This window comes from Nocardioides sp. (assembly GCF_035576065.1).
Taxonomy (GTDB): Bacteria; Actinomycetota; Actinomycetes; order Propionibacteriales; family Nocardioidaceae; genus Nocardioides.
This window is the reverse complement of sequence record NZ_DATLWX010000019.1, coordinates 1-19,996: the sequence shown is the minus strand read 5'-3', so window position 1 is coordinate 19,996 and position 19,996 is coordinate 1. Positions and strand designations below refer to the sequence as shown.

At 70.4% G+C, this 19,996-nt stretch carries 18 protein-coding genes; 12 read left to right on the top strand and 6 right to left on the bottom strand.

The window, feature by feature from the left end; all coding sequences use genetic code 11:
- Nucleotides 1-7: 7 nt before the first annotated feature.
- Nucleotides 8-2,287 (bottom strand): helicase-associated domain-containing protein, encoded by a 2,280-nt coding sequence (locus tag VNJ48_RS10465; protein WP_325601802.1) that lies wholly within the window; start codon nucleotides 2,285-2,287, stop codon nucleotides 8-10.
- A gap of 63 nt (nucleotides 2,288-2,350) precedes the next feature.
- Here VNJ48_RS10465 and VNJ48_RS10460 point away from each other — a divergent pair, with 63 nt between their 5' ends.
- The 3 genes from VNJ48_RS10460 to VNJ48_RS10450 are packed head-to-tail and all read left to right on the top strand — an operon-like array spanning nucleotide 2,351 to nucleotide 5,627.
- A complete protein-coding gene (locus tag VNJ48_RS10460) occupies nucleotides 2,351-3,169 on the top strand; it encodes a PP2C family protein-serine/threonine phosphatase (RefSeq protein WP_325601800.1) in 819 nt (272 codons plus the stop codon).
- A complete protein-coding gene (locus VNJ48_RS10455) occupies nucleotides 3,166-4,443 on the top strand; it encodes an FHA domain-containing protein (RefSeq protein WP_325601798.1) in 1,278 nt (425 codons plus the stop codon). The genes VNJ48_RS10460 and VNJ48_RS10455 overlap by 4 nt, the downstream gene beginning before the upstream one ends.
- A complete protein-coding gene (locus VNJ48_RS10450; RefSeq protein WP_325601796.1) occupies nucleotides 4,440-5,627 on the top strand; it encodes an RDD family protein in 1,188 nt (395 codons plus the stop codon). The genes VNJ48_RS10455 and VNJ48_RS10450 overlap by 4 nt, the downstream gene beginning before the upstream one ends.
- Before the next feature lie 6 nt (nucleotides 5,628-5,633).
- Here the strand turns inward: VNJ48_RS10450 and VNJ48_RS10445 are convergent, their stop codons facing one another.
- Nucleotides 5,634-7,769, bottom strand: coding sequence for a S8 family serine peptidase (locus VNJ48_RS10445; protein ID WP_325601794.1), 2,136 nt, complete (start codon nucleotides 7,767-7,769; stop codon nucleotides 5,634-5,636).
- A 133-nt stretch (nucleotides 7,770-7,902) separates the two neighbouring features.
- Between VNJ48_RS10445 and VNJ48_RS10440 the strand changes: the two genes are divergently transcribed.
- Together VNJ48_RS10440 and VNJ48_RS10435 are read left to right on the top strand one after the other, a co-directional pair.
- A complete protein-coding gene (locus VNJ48_RS10440) occupies nucleotides 7,903-9,354 on the top strand; it encodes a haloacid dehalogenase-like hydrolase (protein ID WP_325601792.1) in 1,452 nt (483 codons plus the stop codon).
- A 121-nt stretch (nucleotides 9,355-9,475) separates the two neighbouring features.
- Nucleotides 9,476-9,871 carry a cold-shock protein gene (locus VNJ48_RS10435; RefSeq protein ID WP_325601790.1) on the top strand — a complete coding sequence of 132 codons (396 nt, stop codon included), beginning with the start codon at nucleotides 9,476-9,478 and terminating at the stop codon, nucleotides 9,869-9,871.
- 22 nt (nucleotides 9,872-9,893) lie between these two features.
- Here the strand turns inward: VNJ48_RS10435 and VNJ48_RS10430 are convergent, their stop codons facing one another.
- Nucleotides 9,894-11,336 (bottom strand): MFS transporter, encoded by a 1,443-nt coding sequence (locus tag VNJ48_RS10430; RefSeq protein WP_325601788.1) that lies wholly within the window; start codon nucleotides 11,334-11,336, stop codon nucleotides 9,894-9,896.
- Nucleotides 11,337-11,447: 111 nt separating this feature from the next.
- On the opposite strand from VNJ48_RS10430, the gene VNJ48_RS10425 reads away from it, so the two are divergent.
- The gene (locus VNJ48_RS10425) at nucleotides 11,448-12,224 is read left to right on the top strand and encodes a DUF3027 domain-containing protein (RefSeq protein WP_325601786.1); all 777 of its coding nucleotides are present in this window, start codon (nucleotides 11,448-11,450) and stop codon (nucleotides 12,222-12,224) included.
- Here the strand turns inward: VNJ48_RS10425 and VNJ48_RS10420 are convergent.
- Nucleotides 12,221-12,829, bottom strand: a complete 609-nt coding sequence (locus VNJ48_RS10420; protein WP_325601784.1) for a class I SAM-dependent methyltransferase — start codon at nucleotides 12,827-12,829, stop codon at nucleotides 12,221-12,223. The two genes, VNJ48_RS10425 and VNJ48_RS10420, sit on opposite strands and share 4 nt — an antisense overlap.
- Nucleotides 12,826-13,110 (bottom strand): DUF2530 domain-containing protein, encoded by a 285-nt coding sequence (locus VNJ48_RS10415; RefSeq protein WP_325601782.1) that lies wholly within the window; start codon nucleotides 13,108-13,110, stop codon nucleotides 12,826-12,828. Before VNJ48_RS10415 ends, VNJ48_RS10420 begins: the two co-directional genes overlap by 4 nt.
- 75 nt (nucleotides 13,111-13,185) lie before the next feature.
- Between VNJ48_RS10415 and VNJ48_RS10410 the strand changes: the two genes are divergently transcribed.
- Nucleotides 13,186-14,646, top strand: a complete 1,461-nt coding sequence (locus VNJ48_RS10410; protein ID WP_325601780.1) for an NCS2 family permease — start codon at nucleotides 13,186-13,188, stop codon at nucleotides 14,644-14,646.
- A gap of 74 nt (nucleotides 14,647-14,720) precedes the next feature.
- Here the strand turns inward: VNJ48_RS10410 and VNJ48_RS10405 are convergent, their stop codons facing one another.
- The gene (locus VNJ48_RS10405) at nucleotides 14,721-15,284 is read right to left on the bottom strand and encodes a hypothetical protein (protein ID WP_325601777.1); all 564 of its coding nucleotides are present in this window, start codon (nucleotides 15,282-15,284) and stop codon (nucleotides 14,721-14,723) included.
- A 99-nt stretch (nucleotides 15,285-15,383) separates the two neighbouring features.
- On the opposite strand from VNJ48_RS10405, the gene VNJ48_RS10400 reads away from it, so the two are divergent.
- From VNJ48_RS10400 to fusA, 5 genes are all read left to right on the top strand, one after another.
- Entirely contained in the window at nucleotides 15,384-15,833 is a 450-nt protein-coding gene (locus VNJ48_RS10400) for a MarR family winged helix-turn-helix transcriptional regulator (protein ID WP_325601775.1), read from the top strand.
- A 22-nt stretch (nucleotides 15,834-15,855) separates the two neighbouring features.
- The gene (locus VNJ48_RS10395) at nucleotides 15,856-17,121 is read left to right on the top strand and encodes an MFS transporter (RefSeq protein ID WP_325601773.1); all 1,266 of its coding nucleotides are present in this window, start codon (nucleotides 15,856-15,858) and stop codon (nucleotides 17,119-17,121) included.
- A 222-nt stretch (nucleotides 17,122-17,343) separates the two neighbouring features.
- Nucleotides 17,344-17,715, top strand: a complete 372-nt coding sequence (gene rpsL, locus VNJ48_RS10390) for a 30S ribosomal protein S12 (RefSeq protein ID WP_325601771.1) — start codon at nucleotides 17,344-17,346, stop codon at nucleotides 17,713-17,715.
- Nucleotides 17,715-18,185: a 30S ribosomal protein S7 gene (gene rpsG, locus VNJ48_RS10385; protein WP_297738100.1), complete on the top strand. Its 471-nt coding sequence runs from the start codon at nucleotides 17,715-17,717 to the stop codon at nucleotides 18,183-18,185. Before rpsL ends, rpsG begins: the two co-directional genes overlap by 1 nt.
- 101 nt (nucleotides 18,186-18,286) lie before the next feature.
- The coding region (fusA, locus tag VNJ48_RS10380) for an elongation factor G (RefSeq protein ID WP_325601768.1) at nucleotides 18,287-19,996 on the top strand (1,710 nt) is incomplete at its 3' end.

The window sequence follows — 19,996 nt, the reverse complement described above, 5'->3', positions numbered from 1 at the left end:
GGCCACCTTACGTTTGGGGCGATGCGAGTGGAGTGACGGTGGTGATGCGGTGTACGGCGAACAGCCGCTCGTCGTCACTACGGTGGTCGTGCGCGCTGAGCTGGCCACCCTCGAGTCGCAGCGGCTCGACGACCCGGTCGGAGCTGGCGCCGTGGTTGTCGACGTAGCCGATGACCACCGTCTCGCCGCCCTCGATGGCCTCGCGGAGCGCTGCGAGGGCACTGGAGGGGGTGGTCGCGATCGCCGGTGAGGCGGGTCGGTTGGCCTCTGCACGATCGCCGCTGCGGATGGCGGTGACGACCGAGGCGACTCCTGCCTGGGCGCGGGCCTGTGCCGCTCCTCGGGTGCGCGACGTGCGCGGCCGGCGCGCCCGGAGCAGGTCCCGGCGTGCGACCCGCACGCTGCCGTCCGGAGCCTCGACCACGGGGGCGGTCCCCAGCTCACGCAGCCTGGGCAGGAGCACGTCGAGGGGCACGGTGGAGATCAGCACCGTTGGCGCGATCCGGCGGAGACCGAGGCTGGTCGCCTTCGGGTGGTGCATCAGCTCCGTGAGGGCGGACTCGTCGTCGGCCCGCAGGAACGACTCGGCGTGCCCGACCCGGATCGTGCCGAAGGTCCTGGCGACGTCGTCGACCAGATAGGTGAGCGGCTGCGGGACCGGCGTGCGCGAGACCGAGCCGATGAAGTCGTGGACCTCCAGCGCCGACCAGCCGGCGTCGAAGGCTCGTCGCACCGACCCGTTGGTGAAGCGATAGACGGTGGCGCCACCGCGGGACTCCACGTCGGCCAGCAGGTGGAGCGTGCGAGCGAGCTCGGTCTCCAAGGGGCCCGGCGCCACGGCCGTCAGGTCAGCCTGCAGGAGCACGTGGTCGACCGGGTGCGGGAGGTGCGGGGTGATGGCGACCAGGGCGGCGTCGTGGTCGTGGGCCACGATCGCCCTGCCCGCGCTGGACAAGCCACCGGCTCCGACGAGTCCGAGCAACCCGGCCTCGTGCGCGGCGGCGGCCACGAGGTCCCGGTGGACGGACGGGCGTCGGGGACGGAGCCAGGCGACCCGCTCGACGAGGGAGGGCACGCCGGTGCCGGCCGCAAGCACCGAGCCCTCGGCCAGTCCCACGAGCTGCGCGAGCGCGAGTGACCTGGCGTCGGGCGCCATCGTGCTCGACAGGTCGGGTGCGAGGGCGTTCCACGACTTGCCTGCCGGGTCACGCGTGCCGATCAGGCTGGGCAACCGGGTGGTGTCGAGCCAGGCCAGCGCGAGGGCGACCCACCGCTCGGCGGTCGAGCCGGCGGCCCAGGTGTCGAACGAGTCGGTCGGCAACCAGACCTCGCTGCCCTCGGGATCGGTCGCCGAGGTGAGGAGGCCGGCAGCAGTAGCCACCTCGATGATCAGCCCCGCCTCGGGCAAGGAGACCTGGAGCTCGGCCGCGGCCGCCTTGAGGTCGCGGACGCCGAGTCCGCCACCGCGCAGCATGCTGGGTGGTTGCAGGCCCCAGTGGTCGAGCAGGAGCTCTGTGCGGCGTACGGCATCGAACGCTGCACCGCCTGCGGTGCGGTCGACCAGCGACTGCTCGCGTGCGGTCGTGGCGAGGGAGGGGACCTGGTCGCGTGGGGTCGTCGTGGTGTGCCCGCCCCGCAGCGCGATCCCGACCTCGCCCGGGAGCACGAGCAGGCCGCCGTCACGGGGGACGAGGAGGCGACGGGCGATGAGCTCCTCGACCGGAGTGGTGGCGTCGGCGGGCGACACCGTCCGCCTGGCTGTCCCGGTCGTGCCCTCGCCGCCGTTGGCCAGGACGTGGTCGAGCAGCGCTCGTGCCCGGGGGCTGATCGCGGCCAGCCGGCCCTCCACGGCCGGGGCCGGGTCGAGCGACATCGGCCGCAGCCCGCTCACTCCCGCGGACTCGTCGCCGCGTAGCGCGTCGGCGACGCCGCTGAGGGCACGGAGCCCGCCGGGTGACTCCCAGACGAGGGCCAGGTCCGTCAGGCGCTCGATCGCGGCTCGCGTGGCGCCGGCGTCGGCATGCACGATCTCGACGAGTTCGGCCTCGCTGGTTTGGTTTGCGACCACGAGGGCATCAAGCACTGAGAGCTCGAGCCGAGTGAGGTCGTCGAGCGCCCGGAGGACAGAGGAACGAGTTGCAGCACGCGACGCCAGCTGCGCCGAGTCATGAGGTGCAGGAGTGGCCAGATCCGGACGCATGCCGAGCAGCGCCGCGAGGCGGTCATCCGGCCAGCGGCGCAATTGGTCTGCCAGCGTCCGCGGGGGCGCCTGTTCGTTGCTCGACATCCCTTCTACGCTACTCGCCGGGCCCACGCCGTGGCTCATCGTCGACGGACACGAGGCAGGCACATGAAGCCGGTTGATCTGCACCATGGTGCCGCCTCCGAGATCGGCCACGTGCGCAAGGTCAACGAGGACTCCTTCCTGGTCGCGCCGCCGGTCTTCGTCGTCGCCGACGGCATGGGTGGCCACGCGGGCGGCGACGTCGCCAGCCGGATCGTGGTCGAGGAGTTCGGCCGGCTCGCCGAGGAGGGCTACGACCCGCGCCGTGGAGCGGAGCACGTCGCGGGGGCCTTCTCACGGGCTCAGGCCCGGATCATCGACTACGGCGAGGCGCAGCGCGGCGAGCACCCGCGCTGGCACGCGGGGACTACCTGCGTGGCCGCGGTGCTGGTCGCCGACCAGGAGGACACGTCGTGGCTGCTGGTCAACCTCGGCGACTCCCGGATCTACCGCTTCAACGGCGGGGAGCTCCACCAGGTCAGCGTGGACCACTCGGTGGTGCAGGAGCTGATCGATTCCGGCGAGATCACGGCGCTGGAGGCGACGACCCATCCCGAGCGCCATGTCATCACCCGAGCGCTCGGCAGCCCGGAGGGGGTCAGCCCCGACTTCTTCCTGCTGCCCCTGACTGCCGCGGAGCGTCTTCTGCTCTGCAGCGACGGGATCACCGGCATGATCGACGACGCGACGATCGCCGAGATCCTCGACCGCGTCCACGACCCTCGTGATGCCGCCGACGCCCTCGTGCAGGCCGCCCTCGATGCCGGTGGCGTCGACAACGCGACCGCCGTGGTCGTCGATGTGGTGGGATTGGTTCACGATGATTCCTATGACTCCGCGCGCCAGCGGGCGAGTCTCGAAGACAAGCTGGGGGCTCGACCGTGAGTGACAAGGCCGCGCACAAGAGGACCTTCGCTGCCGGCGACTGGTATGCCGTCGTGGGCGAGGACGTCACCGTGCTGGTGCCGCCGGGGGCGCGATCCCGGGTGGCTGAGCTCTGGGACATCGCGGACCGTGGCGGGTCCTTCGACGCGGTCCTCGACGGCCTCCTCGCTGGTGGCCTGAGCAGCCTCGAGGGCTTCGCGCTCGTCGGTCACGGCGAGCGCACCCGGGTGCTGGTCCGCGGCGACGTCGCTGCCACCTTCAGCACAGCCCACGGAGAGGTCGCGATGGCCCACGAGGCCGACTCGATGTGGGCCGACCGCACCCTCGACGGCGTGACGGGTGGCCGGATCACCGTGGGTGACGCCGTCCTCGAGGCCGACCTTGCCCTGGTGGCCGGCGTGGCTCGCGCCGGCGCGGTCCAGTTCGGCGAGCGGGCACTCGGGGCCGACGGGGCACAGACGCTCGAGCCAGCACACGTGGCCCCCCTGCACGAGCCGGAGCCGACCGACGAGGAGGCGCCGGAGTCGGCGCCGTGGCCCGCACAGGTGGCTGAGCCCGCACCCGTACAGCCGGACCCGGAGCCCGCACCAGCACAGCCGGACCCGGAGCCCGCACCCGCACAGCCGGACCCGGAGCCCGCACCAGCCCCCGCACCCGCACAGCCGGACCCGGAGCCCGCACCTGCCCCCGCGCCGGATCCCGCGCCTGCGACCGAGCGTGTCGACTCCGAACCGTTGTCGTTCGGCTCGCCGCTGGCCGATGACCCGGCCACGACAGGGGAGCAGCCGGCGGTGGTCGACGCCTCGCCGTACACCGCGCCCGACCACGACGGCCAGACCACCGTGGGCACCCCGGTCGAGGACTTCGCTCGACCGGTCGCTGGCGTCCCGGGACAAGAACTGGCTCCGTCGGTCGTGGCCCACCCTGTCGCCAAGCTGATGGTGTCCACCGGCGAGGTGATCGACGTGGACCGGGTGATCCTCTTCGGTCGTGCCCCCGAGGCTCGCGCCTTCGCCTCGAGCGACCAGCCGCGGCTGGTGACGGTGGCGAGCCCCCACCACGAGATCTCGTCCACGCACCTCGAGATCCGACCCGGCGCGGGCGCCGACCACGGGATGGCCGTGGTCACCGACATGGGTTCGACCAACGGCACCGTCCTGGTGCAGCCCGGCCTCCCGCCCGAGGACCTCCAGGCGGGCATGGCAGTTGCCCTGATCCCGGGGGCGATCCTGGACCTCGGCGACGGTGTGACCATCCAGACGACCAACCCGTGAGTGCAGCAGGTCAGCAGGTGAGCCACGCCCCGATTGCTGCGACGACCTATCCCGTCGCCGAGCTCGAACGGCGCTTCTACGCGTTGGCGATCGACCGGCTGCTGACCTCGCTGCTGGTGGCCCTGGCGGGCGTCGGGGGCTGGTTCCTGCTCGAGGATGCCTGGCAGGCGATGGGCGTCGCCGCGGTCGTCATGGTGGTCCTGTGGTTGGCCCTCGCGGTCCTCGTGGGGCTCACGGGCAGCACGCCCGGCAAGTTGATGACCGGCCTCCGCATCGTCCACCACGGCACCGGGACGCCGATCGGGGTCGGGCGCGCCCTGCTGCGATCGACCGTGCTGGCCCTGGCGACCCTGCCGACGTTCGCCCTGGGTCTGGTGACCCTGGCCTGGACCGCTGTCGAGGACCGCGGCCGGCAACGCCGGGGCTGGCACGACCACCTCGCCCACTCCGTGGTGGTGGACGTACGCCCCGTGGACCTGGACGTCGAAGAGGTGGACGACTCCCCTCGGCACGTCGTCAACCTGACGGCGATGCGACTCATCCCGGCGCCGCCCGTGGAGGCTCCGACTCCGTCGCGCCGTACGACCACGGAGCAGTCGGTGCGAAGGACCGTCGTCCCGCCCGACCCCCAGAACGGATCCGGCGCACACGTGCCGCAGGCTCCGCCGGCTCGACCAGTCGCCCCCCAGCCTGTCGTGCCGCCGCCGCCCACTCAGCCCCACCCACAGTCCCAGCCCCAACCCCAGTTCCAGCCCCCGCCTCCGCCTCCGCCTCCGCCTGCGCACTCGCAACGACCGCGTGCCGACGACGGTCGCACGGTCGTCCGTCCCAAGCCCGGGGTCCCGGCGGGGCCGCGATGGCGGGTCACCTTCGACAACGGCGAGACCTTCGTGGTCGAGGGCCTGGCCCTGGTGGGCCGACGACCCGAGCCGCGGTCGGGTGAGCAGGTCCACCACCTGGTGCCCCTGGCATCGGCCGACATGTCGGTCTCCAAGACGCACGCGCAGTTCGGACCGGCGACCGACGGTGTGCTGGTCGTGATGGACCGCGGGTCGACCAACGGGTCGGTCCTGATCCGCCAGGGCGTGACGAAGCCGCTGGCCCCAGGCAAGCCGGCGACCCTGGTCGAGGGCGACACCGTGTCGTTCGGTGACCGACAGATGACGGTCAGCCGCGAGTCCTGAGGCGGCTCAACGACTGATCGCGACCGGGATCCGGGTGTGCGAACCTCGGGCCCCGCGCCACACGATCCAGCCGTCGTCGAAGCGGCCGGGATTGCCGCCCCCTGTGATCGTGATGCGCACGGCCGCCGACTCGCCGGGTCCGAGGCGAAGTGCCACCGGAGTCGTCCTGACGCGGTGCCTGCCGAAGCCCAGGCTGCGGACCGAGAAGTACTCAGCGCGGGTGCCCAGGTTGGTGACCCGCCGGGTCGTCGTGCCGCCGCCCCGCATGATGATGGAGGAGACGTTGAGGTCCTCCCACGACAGGTCCTCGAGGGCGTCCCGATAGCGAGTCGGCGCGATGTCGAGGGCCAGCCCCGGCCTGGGCAGGGACGCCCTGACCCGACCCGCCCCCTGGACGAGGGTGGAGGTGTCGGCAAGCGGCCTGGCCGTGGTCGTGAGGACGGACCGGACCACCGAGGCGGACCAGTCGTCGTGCTTGGCGCGCAACAGCGCCGCCACGCCACTCGCGCGGGCACTGGCTGCAGAGGTCCCCGAGAACAACGCCCAGGCGTCGGGTACGGCGCCGAGGACGCCCTCGCCGAGAGCCACGACGTCCGGCTTGAGGAGGGTCGCGCGGTCGTCGCCCGGCGCTGACCACCGCGCCGCCTCCGAGGCATCCTTCTCGACACCGACGCCTGCGAGGCGCACCGTGGTGCGGTCGTGGCGGCGCATCCACCGAGTCAGGCGGGTCCCGTCGGCGACGGACAGCTGGACCGTCGGCACGGTGTGGAAGTCATCGCTCAGGGCACCGGGACGGTCGTTGAGCAGCACCATCGCGACCCCGTCGGCCTGGGCGACGGCCTCGGACTTGTCGACACGACCGATCCCGCCACGGAGGCAGACCACCGCACGCTCGGCGACCTGGCTGGCATCGAGGGAACCGGGCAGGCACCGGCGGGCGTCCTGGGGCTGGGCCTCGGCGGCGGCGACGTCGGAGGCGAGCACCAGCCGCACCGGTCCGAGCTGACGGCGCGAACGGCTGGCACCGGTGTAGGCGGGACCGCCGACGACCGACACCCGTCCGCGCAGCGTGTTGCCCCGGGCGGCGCCGACCGTGGTCACCCAGGGCGACGCGTGCGCGGCGAAGGCGGAGCGACCGTTGCCTGCGGCGCCGATGACGACGATGTCTGCCTCGGCCGCGCCGAGCAGCGCGCGCTCCACGGTGTCTGTCTCGGTCGGGCCCGCCACGGCCACGTTGAGGACGTCGACGCGGTCAGCGGTGGCCTGGTCGATCGCGGACACCAGGTCGGCCGTCGAACAGCCGTCGTCGGCAGGGTCGGGGGCCGCCCAACAGGCCTTGTAGGGCGCGACCTTCGCCTGGGGTGCCACGCCGCTGAAGCTCGTCATCGTCCGACCGTCCATCAGGACCGAGACGTCGGAGTTGCCGGCCGCCACCGAGGCGACCTGGGTGCCATGGCCGACGACGTCGAGCGCCGAGAGACTCTCCGACGACCGGATGCGGTCGGACCCGAAGCCCTCGACCCACCAGCCGGCACCGACGACCTTGCGGTTGCACGTGGATGCGGGCCACCCCTCGCCGGGCGCGCAGCTGCCGGCGAAACCAGCGCTTGTCGCACCCAGTCCGCGCACGTCGCTGAAGAGCGGGGAGTCGGGTGCAATGCCCGAGTCGACGATTCCGATGACGACCCCGGCGCCGCCCGCTCCCTCGGGTGCACGTCGGTCCGAGGACCGGCTGAACTGGACGTCCGAGAGGTCGACATGTCCCGCCATCGGTCGCACCGTGTTGGCCTCGACAGCGGCGACGTCGGCGTTGGTCTCCAGTGCGCTCACCTGATCGGCGGTGAGCTCGACGGCGAACCCGTTGAGGGCGGTGGTCCAGCGATAGGTCGTGGCAGGGGCGCCGATGCTGGCCAGCACAGCATCCTGGCGCGCCAGCAGCACGGCATGCGCGTCCGGGGCGCCGGTCCCCGGTGGCGTCGCCGACGTGCCTGGACCGGTCAACGTGATGAGGTGCAGCCCCGGCACCTCTTCGTCGGCGGCGAGCGCTGGCGAGCTGACGAGCGCGCTCGCTGCGAGGACCCCGGCGACCACTCCGGGCAGCATGACGCGGGCCGCTCGGTGCACGGTGCGGGTCGTCGTCACGATCGCTCCTCGGTGTGGTGCGCGGTTCGCGGGGCAGGGCCGGTCATTGTCGCTCAGTGATGCCCAACCGTCCATGGTGTCAGGCGGACCCGAGGAATCAAAGGGCTGGCCGCGGGGACCTAGGCTGTTCCGCATGTCCTCTCTTGCCCCCGCGCTCGTGGTGGGCTTCGACCTCGACATGACGTTGATCGACACCGTGCCGGGGTTCACTGCCACCCTGGAGGCTCTCGGCCTCGAGCTCGGGGTCAGCTTCCCGGTGCTCGAGCTGGCGAACAACCTGGGCCCGCCGCTCGACCTGATGCTCACCCCGCACCTCGCCCCTGAAGCCGTCGCCCCGGCGATCGACCGGTTCCGCGAGCTCTACGTGGACCACTCGATCATCCCGGTGTCCGCCCTGACCGGCGCCCACGAGGCGATCGCTGCCGTACGCCGCCACGGCGGCCGCGTCGTGGTCGTGACCGGGAAGTTCGGGCCCAACGCCCAGCGCCACGTCGACCACCTGGGCCTCGACATCGACCACCTCGAGGGCAAGGTCTGGGGCCTCGGCAAGGCCGACGTCCTGCGCAGCGAGGGCGCATCGGTCTACGTCGGCGACCACGTCCACGACGTCGACGGCGCACTTGCCGCAGGCGTCCTCAGCGTCTCGGTGCTCACCGGGGGCTCCAGTCGCGAGCAGCTCCTCGACGCCGGCACCCACGTCGTCCTCGACTCGTTGCTCGAGTTCCCCGCGTGGCTCGACGAGCACGTCCTCGACCTGCGGCTCGACGCGCTCGAGACGAGGCTGCGCCAGCTGGGCTCGGTCATGGTCGCCTTCAGCGGCGGTGCGGACAGTGCCTTGCTGCTCGCGGCCGCCGTACGCGCTCTGGGCTCCGACAAGGTCGTGGCGGCCACCGGCTACTCCGAGTCCCTTCCTGCCGTCGAGCGTGACCCGGGGCGCGACTTCGCGGCCTCGCTCGGTGTCGAGCTGCTCACGCCGCGGACCCACGAGATGGAGCGTGCGGGATACCGCGCCAACTCGGGGGAGCGCTGCTACTTCTGCAAGGCCGAGCTGATCGAGACGCTGGGGCCGCTCGCCGCCGGACGCGGCATCGACCACGTTGCCACCGGCACCAACGCCGACGACGCCGTCGCCGGGTTCCGGCCCGGCATCCGGGCCGCGGCCGAACGGGGGGCGGTCACGCCCCTGCTGGACGCCGGCCTCACCAAGGACGACGTGCGCCGCGCGTCCAGGCGCTGGGGACTGCCGACCTGGGACAAGCCGGCGGCGGCCTGCCTATCCTCGCGGATCGCCTACGGCCTGGAGGTGACGCCGCACCGGTTGGGACGGGTGGAGCGCGCGGAAGTCGCCGTACGCGCCGTCCTGGCGGAGTCCGCCATCCCGGTGCGGGACCTCCGTGTCCGAGACCTGGGCGAGCAGGCCTCGATCGAGGTGGATGCTGCGCTGCTCGACGGGCCTCTGGCACCGGGCTCGCCGAACGCTGAGGCCGTACGCCGCGCTGTGCTCGCCTCCGGGTTCGACCGCGCGGCGGTGGACCCCCGAGGCTTCCGGTCGGGCTCGCTCAACGAGGCCCCGTCCGCCGAGTAGGCCCACCGAGTGAGGTCCACCGGAGCCAATCGGTTGGCTAGGGGATGTCCGGGCGGCCTAGAGTTTGCCCGCGATCGCGAACGCCGTCGCACCGAGACGTTGTAGAAGAAGAGGTCAGACCGTGCCCACTGGCAAGGTGAAGTGGTTCGACGCCGACAAGGGATTCGGGTTCCTGTCCCAGGACAGCGGGCCGGACGTCTACCTGCACGCCGACGCGTTGCCCGACGGGATGACCACGATCAAGAACGGCACCCGCGTCGAGTTCGGGATCGCCCAGGGGCGTCGCGGTGACCAGGCACTCCAGGTCCGTGTGGTCGACGCACCGGCGTCGGTCGCTCGCAACCAACGCAACTCGCAGCGCAAGGACCCCGAGACCATGACGGCCATCGTCGAGGACCTCATCCGCCTGCTCGACGGCGTCGGCGAGACCTATCGGCACGGCCGCCACCCGGAGCCCAAGACCGCCGCACCGACGGCCAAGCTCCTGCGCGCGCTGGCCGACGAGCTCGAGCTCTGAGCGGGAGCCCGACGCTGCCTGGTCAGGCGCCGCCCGGCGACGCGCCGATCCGGGAGGGTCGGCTGAGGAAGACGTAGATCGCCCACGCTGCGAGCACGCCGCAGGCGATCCCGAGCCCCAGTCGCGGCATCAACGGCATCGCGATGCCCACGAACCCGCCGATCACCCACGCCAGCTGGAGGGTGGTGTCGGATCGCGCGAAGGCGCTGGCCTGGATGCGCTCGGGGACGTCGCGCTGGATCGTGGAGTCCAGGGACAGCTTGGCCAGCGACTGGGCGAGCCCGGCCGTCAGGCCGAGCACGATGAGCGGGACCAGGCCGTAGAAGAGGGCCGCGACGAGCACCACCACCGCGTCCGCCACCAGCGCCAGGACGACCGTCATGGCCGGGTCGATGCGTCTGAGCACCGAGCCGAGCGTGATGCCGAGTGTGTTGCCGAGGCCCGCCGCTCCGATGACGAGCCCGAGCAGGACCTCCGGTTGCCAGTCGCCGATCGGGTTGTCACGCAGCAGGAACGCCATGAACATCGTGAGGAAGCCCGACAGCCACCGTGGCCCGCAGTTGGCCCGCAGAGCGAAGGCGACAGCAGCCGGGATCCGGGTCCTGGGTCGCTTGCCGGGTGTGTCGGGGCGACGGTCCCGGGCGGCCGGCATCAGGACCAAGGTGCCCTCGCCGACGCTCGAGTCGACCCGCGCGGGCAGCCGGATCGCCCAGACGGTGGCCAGCACGAAGACCACGAACGCGTAGCGCAGGGACCAGTCCGAGCCCGCGGTCGAGGCGAGGACGGCGATCGGCGCCGACACCGCGGCACCCACCACCCCCGCCAGCGATACCCGCGCGTTGGCCTTGACCAGCGTCAGCGACGGGGGAAGCAGGCGGGGTACGGCCGCGGCCCGCGTCACGCCGTACGCCTTGGAAGCCACCAGGCAGCCCAGGGCGGCGGGGAACAACCACCGGGACTCGGTGGCGACGGCGGTGGCCAGCACCCAGCAGAGGAACGCTCGAGTGGCCATCGTGGAGCCGATGGCCCACCTGCGTCCGTGGCTGAAGCGGTCCAGGAATGGGCCGATCAGGGGCGCGACGATCGCGAACGGCAGCATCGTCAGGCCGAGGAAGAGCGCCACCTGACCACGGGCCTCGCCGGTCGGGACCTGGAAGAAGAGGGTCCCGGCGAGCGAGATCGCGATGGCTGCGTCACCGGCCGCGTTGATGGCGTGGAGTCCGATCAAGCGGGAGAGGCCGGAGTCGCCTGCCCCCTCGGCCCGGGCGGCTCGCACGGCCTGGTGCACGGTGTAGCGACCGGCCCGTCCCGTGACGCGCGTCGCGCCGGACACCCCGCGACCGACGCCGCGGCCGGCGGCCTTGGCTCCCCGACCCGCGCCACGACCGGCAGCCCGCACGCCACGGCCGGCGCCGGTCAGCCGGTCGCGCGCATGGGTGGCACTCGGCGGACGCTCGGAGGTCATGGGTCAATCCTGCCGTGTGGGTGGGCCCAGGGCGCGCAGCAGGGCGGCTCCGGTCGCGCCGGATGTGAGGGCGACCTGACAACGGCCACTCGGGTTTGTGATGATGGCGGTGTGATCGACGCAGCGCAGACCTCGCCCGACCCCGTCCTGGCCGGGGCAGCCGATCTCGCGCGCGCCGCCGCGCTCGACCTGGCGGGTGCCGCCGACGTGGGCGCTCACCTCGGTGTCGAGGGCGAGGGTGAGCTCGTCGCCACCCATCTCTTCGCCTGCACCCGACTCGGCTACCTCGGGTGGCGCTGGTCGGTGACCCTGAGCCGCGCGGCCGACTCGGACGTGCCGACCGTCAACGAGGCCGTGCTGCTGCCCGGCGAGGAAGCCATCGTGGCGCCGTCGTGGGTGCCCTACAAGGAGCGGCTCCAGCCGGGTGACCTCTCGCCCGGCGACCTGCTCCCGGTCGAGGACGAGGACCCTCGCCTGGTCCCGACCTACTCGTTCGGCGACGATCCGCTCGACAGCGACGCCAAGGCGCAGGTGCGCCAGGTCGCCCAGGACCTCGGCCTCGGTCGCGTCCGCACCCTCTCGACGGAGGGCACCGACATGGCGGCCGAACGCTGGTACGACGGCGACGGTGGCCCCGAGTCTCCCTTGGCGAAGAACGCGCCTGAGTCCTGCTGGTCGTGCGGCTTCCTGGTGCGCATCTCCGGCCACCTCGCCGACACGTTCGGTGTCTGCGCCAACGGCAACGCCAACGACGACGGCCGGGTCGTGTCCTTCGACCACGGCTGCGGGGCGCACTCCGAGGTCAAGCTTGCTCGCAAGCAGCAGCCCATCCCGGTCCCCGACCACGCCTTCGACACGCTGACCGACGACGAGTTCGTGTCGCTCTAGGCCTGTTCTGCGGCAGCCGCGGAGAGCACCCAGACGGCGTACTCGTCGTTGGGCGGGTGCAGCTCATAGCTCCCGAACCGTGAGTCGACCCTGAGTCCTGCCGCCTCGACGTCCGCGACGAACTCGTCAGCCGGGTAGACCCGGCTGCCGTTCCTGGTGCCGTGCAGGTGGAACCCGGCCAGCACGCGTCCGCCCGGGGCCAGGAGGGACCTCAGGTGGGCGAGCACGTCGCGCTCGGTGTCCTGACCGAGGTAGATGAGCACGTTGCCGATGAGCAGGACCAGGTCGAAGCCGGGGAGCTCCGGGATGTCCAGCGCCTGATGGGACAAGACCTCGAGATCGGGGTACGTCGCCCGCGACTGCTCACGAAGAGCCGCGTCCGGCTCGGTGGCGACGACGTCGTGACCCCGGGCCGCCAGCGCGGCCGCGACCCGGCCCATGCCGGAGCCCACGTCCAGGATGCGGGCACCACGGGGGGCCATCGCGTCGGCGAGCCGGGCCTCCCCGTCGATGTCGGAGCCGTCGGCGACCCGCGTCGCGAAGCTCTCGGCATAGGCGCGGTTGCGTTCACCGGCGAGCTCCCACCGGGTCGGTGGCAGCGTCACGCGGCTTCGCGCTCGGCGCGGGCCTTGCGGCGGCGCCGGCAGTACTCGACCCCGAAGAGGCCGATGCCGAACCCGGCCAGGCAGGTCCACAGCCACCACGTCCGCCCGCTGTCCTCGAGGGCGCCGTAGAAGGGCAGCAGGGCGAGGAAGGCGACCAGCCAGATGGCGGCGCCGACCTCGCTGGTGCGCACCCCGTCGACATCCAACGGCTCGACGTTGGCGACGATGTAGGTCCGGTTGCCGATCGCGTGCTGGGTCGTCTGGTCGTCCCTCAGCTCCATGCCGCCACGCTACCCGTCTGGTCCGGTCGGCTCCACCGAAGACCCGCGGGTCCGAAATCTGTCACAATCACGCGCGTGACGAACAAGACCACTGCCCCCACGTCCTCGACCCACGGCGGCATCGACGGGTTCTTTAAGATCAGCGAGCGGGGTTCCACCCCGGCGCGCGAGATCCGCGGCGGGGTGGTGACCTTCCTGACGATGGCCTACATCATCGTCCTCAACCCGATCATCCTGCTCCAGGGCAAGGACATGAACGGCGACGTCCTCGGCACCTTCCCGCAGATCGCCGCAGCCACGGCCCTCGTCGCAGGTCTGCTGACGATCCTGATGGGCGTGGTGGCCAACTACCCGCTCGCCCTTGCCACGGGTCTCGGCCTCAACGCCTTCGTCACCTTCTCGGTCGCCAGTCAGATGACGTGGGCCGACGCGATGGGCCTCGTCGTCATCGAGGGCCTCATCATCCTGCTGCTCGTGCTCACCGGCTTCCGCGAGGCGGTCTTCCACGCCGTGCCGGCGCAGCTCAAGATCGCCATCTCGGTCGGGATCGGGCTGTTCATCGCCCTCATCGGTCTCGTCGACGCAGGTTTCGTACGCCGCACCGGAGTCGGGCCCGTCCCCGTCGAGCTCGGGATCGCCGGCCAGCTCGCCGGCTGGCCGACCCTCGTCTTCGTGTTCGGGCTGGTCCTCGTCATCGCCCTCTACGCGCGCCATGTCAAGGGCGCCATCCTGATCTCGATCGTCGTCACCACCATCGTGGCGATCATCGTGGAGAAGCTCGCCCAGGTCGGCCCGACGTTCACCGAGGACGGTGTCAATCCCAAGGGCTGGAACCTCAACGTCCCCGCACTCCCCGACCAGGTCGCCGACGTCCCCGACTTCAGCCTTCTCGGCAACTTCGACCTGCTGGGCTCCTGGGAGAACGCCGGCGTCGTCACCGTCGTGCTGCTCGTCTTCACCCTGCTGCTGGCCGACTTCTTCGACACCATGGGCACGATGACTGCGATCGGCGCCGAGGCGGGTCTGCTCGACAAGGACGGCAACCCCCCCAACACCAAGCGCATCCTGATCGTCGACTCCATCGCCGCGGCGGCGGGCGGCGCCGCCAGCGTCTCCAGCAACACGTCGTACATCGAGAGCGCCGCCGGCGTCGGTGAAGGCGCGCGCACCGGTCTCGCCTCGGTCGTCACCGGCGTGCTGTTCCTGCTGACCACCTTGCTCGCACCGCTGGTCGTGATCGTCCCCAACGAGGCGGCGGTCCCGGCCCTCGTGCTGGTCGGCTTCCTGATGATGCAGCAGGTGCGCGGCATCGACTGGGACGACCTCGAGATCGCCATCCCGGCTTTCCTGACGATCGTGCTGATGCCGTTCACCTACTCGATCTCGGCGGGCATCGGCGCCGGGTTCATCGCCTACGTGCTGATCAAGGTCGTGCGCGGCAAGGTTCGCGACGTCCACGTCCTCATGTGGGTGGTGGCGGCGATGTTCGTCCTCTACTTCGCTATCAGCCCCATCTCCCGCCTGCTGACCAGTTGAGCTGACACCCCGGACGACACGATCCCGCCACCCTGAGGGTGACGGGATCGTGGTGTCCTGTGGTTGCGGAGCGGTCAGGCACCGGCTCCGGGCAGTCGCACGGGCAGCTTGGCGCCCTTCTTCTGCGCGTCCAGCGCGAGGAAGTAGGTCAGTGCCAGCGACAGCGGGAGAGCGAGCCACAACCCGAAGCCGGGGCCGGCGTCGACACCGTCCACCCCGCTCCCGCTCGTCAGCCCGTCGATCAGCGCGATGAGCGTCAGGACCACGATGGCCGCGCCCGCAGCGGGCAGGACGATGGGCGGCACGGGCAGCGTCTGCTTGGCGAACACCTCGTAGGCCTTCAGGCCCAGGACGGCGAGCACGAGCAGCTGGATCAACACCCACCATTCGTTCCAGCCGTTGAAGGACGACGACCCACCGTCGAAGCCGAGGACCTCGACGCTGACGGTGTACCAGGGCAGGAAGCTGCAGACGAGCAGCGCGAAGGCGAGCCCCAGGACGATCCAGTCGCTGCGCTCGACCGAGGAGGCGTCGAAGGAGCCGGTGGGGCCGTGGGGCTTCGCGGCAGACCCGCTGGCAGGCGTGGGTTCGGGCTCACCGGTCGGCGAGTGATCAGGGGACGGGTCTTGCGGGGACATGGGGCCTCCATGCTGGTAGGTACGAAACGCTTCACCCTAGTGATTTCGCAGCGCACAGGTGGGAATGCTTAGCGGGGCTAACGAGTTACGGTCAGTGACATGCCGACCACAGAAGCAGTTGTACGCACCAACGCGGGCCTCGCCGCCGAGCTCCGGGTCGGTGTCATGCGCCTGCGCCGGCGCCTCGCGCTGGAACGGCACCCCGAGAACGACCTGAGCCTCGGCCAGATGGCCGTGCTCGGTTTGCTGCTCCGTCGAGGCGAGCTGACCATCGGCGAGCTCGCACGTCTCGAGCGCGTCCAGCCGCCCTCGATGACGCGCACGGTGTCGTGCCTCGAGCAGCTGGGCCACGTCGCCCGCGGCCCCCACGAGACCGACGGACGCGTGGTCGTCGTCACTCTGACCGAGCGCGGTCGTGAGGTGGTCCTTGCCGACCGCTCGCGCCGGGACGCCTGGCTGGCGGTCCAGCTCGCCCACCTGACCCCCGACGAGCGCGCCACCCTGCGCCGCGCCGCCCCCATCCTCGATCGCCTGTCCCAGGCCGACTGAACCCAGGAGCACTGACCAAGACTTGAGTCCGACCTTCCGCTCGCTGCGCAACCCCAACTACCGCCTGTACGCCGCAGGCGGGCTCGTGTCCAACACGGGCACGTGGATGCAGCGCGTCGCCCAGGACTGGCTGGTGCTCCAGCTCACTGCCAACTCCGGCTCGGCCCTGGGCATCACCACCGGGCTCCAGTTCCTGCCGTTCCTGCTGCTCGGTCCGTTCTCCGGGCTCATCGCCGACCGGGTGCCCAAGCAGCGACTGCTCCAGCTCACCAACCTCGGCATGGCCGTCCCGGCCGGCATCCTGGGGGTGCTCGCCGTGACCGGGTCGGCGCAGATCTGGCACGTCTACGTCCTCGCGTTCACCCTCGGTGTCGCCGCCGCCTTCGACGCCCCGGCCCGGCAGTCGTTCGTCTCCGAGATCGTCGACACCGACGACCTCACCAACGCCGTGGGACTCAACTCGGCCAGCTTCAACGCCGCCCGCCTGGTCGGACCCGCTGTCGCTGGCCTGCTGATCGCGGCCTTCGGTGGGGGAGCCGTGGCGACGGGGTGGGTGATCCTGCTCAACGCGGTCTCCTACGCCGCGCCGATCCTGACGCTGCGGGGCATGGACTCCAGTCGCCTGGACTCCCCGGCGCTGACCCATCGCGGCCCGGGCGCGATCCGGGAAGGCTTCGCCTACGTGCGAGCCAGGCCCGACCTGCTGCTGATCCTCGCGATCGTGTTCAGCGCAGGGACCTTCGGCCTCAACTTCCAGATGACGAGCGCCCTGATGGCCACCGAGATCTTCGACAAGGGCCCGCGGGAGTACGGCCTCCTTGGCTCCTTCCTGGCGGTCGGCTCGCTCAGCGGCGCCCTGCTGGCCGCCCGACGCGAGCACGTCCGGCAACGACTCGTGATCATCTCCGGGCTGGTCTTCGGTGCCCTGGTGGCGATCTCGGGGCTGATGCCGTCCTACCTGACCTTCGCGCTGGTGACGCCCTTGATCGGCATCTCGGCGCTGACCCTGATCACCAGCGCCAACGCCTACATGCAGCTCAACACCGATGCCGGGGTCCGCGGCCGGGTGATGGCGCTCTACATGATGATCTTCATGGGGGGCACGCCCGTCGGGGCGCCCGTCATCGGTTGGATCGGTGAGGCCTTCGGTGCCCGCTGGACCCTGGTCCTCGGCGGCCTCCTCACGATCGCGGGGATCGCCCTGGCGAGCCTGCTGTTCGCCCGGGCCCGTGGGGTGACCTTCGCGCAGCTCTATCCACATCCGTCCGCGCAGGAGACCCCGGTGTGAGCGAGCGGGTGGCTGCTGTCTCGGCGTTTTGACCGTCCGTGGGCCCCCCGGTAGATTGACTCCTCGTGTTTGGCCTGCCTTCAGGCCTGCCCCGAAACCAGCCAGACACAGACCTGCGCAGTGCGCAGTCGGGCACCACCACCTCACGGAGGATGTTCCCGAAGACCCCGCCTCGACAGAGCGTCGTTGCGAGAGATCACAGAAAAGAAAGGGAACCACTCGGTGCCCACCATCAATCAGTTGGTCCGCAAGGGCCGCCAGGACAAGGTGTCCAAGAGCAAGACGCCTGCCCTCAAGGGATCCCCGCAGCGCCGCGGCGTCTGCACCCGGGTCTACACGACCACCCCGAAGAAGCCGAACTCCGCCCTCCGCAAGGTCGCCCGCGTGCGACTCAGCAGCGGCGTCGAGGTCACGGCCTACATCCCGGGCGTCGGTCACAACCTGCAGGAGCACTCGATCGTGCTCGTGCGCGGCGGCCGGGTGAAGGACCTTCCCGGTGTCCGCTACAAGATCATTCGCGGCACGCTCGACACCCAGGGTGTCAAGAACCGCAAGCAGGCCCGCAGCCTCTACGGCGCGAAGAAGGAGAAGTAATGCCTCGCAAGGGTCCCGCTCCCAAGCGCCCCCTCGTCGTCGACCCCGTCTACGGCTCGCAGGTCGTCACCCAGCTCGTGAGCAAGGTCCTCCAGGACGGCAAGAAGGCTGTTGCCCAGCGCATCGTCTACACCGCCCTCGAAGGCTGCCGCGAGAAGACCGGCAGCGACCCGGTCGTCACGCTCAAGCGCGCTCTCGACAACGTCAAGCCGGCCATCGAGGTCAAGTCCCGCCGTGTCGGTGGGGCGACCTACCAGGTCCCGGTCGAGGTCAAGACCAACCGTCAGACCACGCTCGCCCTGCGCTGGCTCGTCGGCTACGCCGCGGACCGTCGTGAGAAGACGATGGCCGACCGCCTCATGAACGAGATCCTGGACGCCTCCAACGGCCTCGGTGCCGCTGTGAAGAAGCGTGAGGACACGCACAAGATGGCCGAGTCCAACAAGGCCTTCGCCCACTACCGCTGGTGATCGTGTGCGGCGTACGCCGACGGCTTGCCCGTCGCCGTACGCCGCCGATCTCCGACAAACTCGCGCCCCATCAATCATTCGCAAGGGACTGAGACACCAACGTGGCTGTCGACATCACCACCGACCTCAACAAGGTCCGCAACATCGGCATCATGGCGCACATCGACGCCGGCAAGACCACCACGACAGAGCGCATCCTGTACTACACGGGCCGTATCCACCGCACCGGCGAAGTGCATGAGGGCGGCGCGACCATGGACTGGATGGTCCAGGAGCAGGAGCGCGGCATCACCATCACCTCTGCAGCCACCACGGCGCATTGGGATGGCCACACCATCAATATCATCGACACCCCCGGCCACGTGGACTTCACCGTCGAGGTGGAGCGTTCACTTCGCGTGCTCGACGGATCCGTGGCATTGTTCGACTCCGTGTCCGGCGTCGAGCCGCAGTCGGAGACCGTATGGCGCCAGGCGGACAAGTACAACGTCCCGCGGATTGCCTTTGTCAACAAGATGGATCGCATGGGCGCCGACTACTACATGTCGATGCAGACCATGCGCGATCGCCTTGGGGCCAACCCCATTGCCATCCAGCTGCCGTGGGGCGCCGAGGACCAGTACCAGGGCCTCGTCGACCTCGTGAAGATGGTTGCCATCCACTACAACGATGATGATGGAACCGAATTCGAAGAGGTCGCGATCCCCGACGACCTCGCCGAGCTCGCAGCCGAGTACCGCGAAAAGCTGCTCGAGGAAGTATCTACGCACGACGAAGCCATCATGGAGCTGTACCTGAGCGGCGAGGAGATCCCCGTCGACCAGCTGAAGGCCGCCATCCGCGTCGGTACCATTGCTAACGCCTTCAACCCGGTGCTGTGCGGATCCGCCTTCAAGAACAAGGGCGTGCAACCGCTGCTGGATGCGGTCATCGACTACATGCCATCGCCACTCGACGTGCCCGCGATCAAGGGAACCCACCCCAAGACAGGCGAGCCCGTCGAGCGCCGCGCCGACGAGGACGAGCCCTTCTCCGCCCTGGCATTCAAGGTCATGACCGACCCGCATGTCGGCAAGCTCACCTATTTCCGTGTCTACTCCGGCAAGATCACCGCAGGTACCCAGGTCATCAACGTGACCAAGGGCAAGCAGGAACGCATCGGGCGCATCCTCCAGATGCATGCCAACACGCGCGAGGAGCGCGAGGGCATAGCGGCCGGCGAGATCGCCGCGGCAGTTGGCCTCAAGGACACGACCACCGGCGACACGCTCTGTCTCAAGGACAATCAGGTCCTCCTCGAGCAGATGGTGTTCCCCGAGCCGGTGATCAACGTGGCGATCGAGCCGAAGACCAAGTCGGACCAGGACAAGCTCGGGGCCGCCCTCGCGAAGCTCGCCGAGGAGGACCCGACCTTCCGGACCTTCACGGACGAGGAGACAGGGCAGACGATCATCGCCGGCATGGGCGAACTGCACCTCGAGATCATCGTTGACCGGCTCCAGCGCGAGTTCCGCGTCGAGGCGAACGTCGGTAAACCGCAGGTGGCATACCGGGAGACGATCAAGAAGCGCGTCGAGAAGGTCGAGGGCAAGTTCGTTCGACAGACCGGTGGTTCCGGCCAGTTCGGCGTCGTCCAGCTCAACGTCGAGCCGAACGAGCCCGGGAAGGGCTTCGAGTTCCAGAACAAGATCACCGGCGGCTCGATTCCCCGCGAATACATCCCCTCCATCGAGCCTGGAATCAAGGGCGCAATGGAGAGCGGCGTGATGGCCGGATACCCCATGGTGGATGTGCGCGTCGAACTCACCGAC

Coding starts and splice junctions, on each gene's coding strand:
- VNJ48_RS10465 (WP_325601802.1), bottom strand. CDS start 2,287: ATGTCGAGCAACGAACAGGCGCCCCCGCGGACGCTGGCAGACCAATTG.
- VNJ48_RS10460 (WP_325601800.1), top strand. CDS start 2,351: ATGAAGCCGGTTGATCTGCACCATGGTGCCGCCTCCGAGATCGGCCAC.
- VNJ48_RS10440 (WP_325601792.1), top strand. CDS start 7,903: ATGTCCTCTCTTGCCCCCGCGCTCGTGGTGGGCTTCGACCTCGACATG.
- VNJ48_RS10430 (WP_325601788.1), bottom strand. CDS start 11,336: ATGACCTCCGAGCGTCCGCCGAGTGCCACCCATGCGCGCGACCGGCTG.
- VNJ48_RS10415 (WP_325601782.1), bottom strand. CDS start 13,110: ATGGAGCTGAGGGACGACCAGACGACCCAGCACGCGATCGGCAACCGG.
- VNJ48_RS10405 (WP_325601777.1), bottom strand. CDS start 15,284: ATGTCCCCGCAAGACCCGTCCCCTGATCACTCGCCGACCGGTGAGCCC.
- VNJ48_RS10400 (WP_325601775.1), top strand. CDS start 15,384: ATGCCGACCACAGAAGCAGTTGTACGCACCAACGCGGGCCTCGCCGCC.
- rpsG (WP_297738100.1), top strand. CDS start 17,715: ATGCCTCGCAAGGGTCCCGCTCCCAAGCGCCCCCTCGTCGTCGACCCC.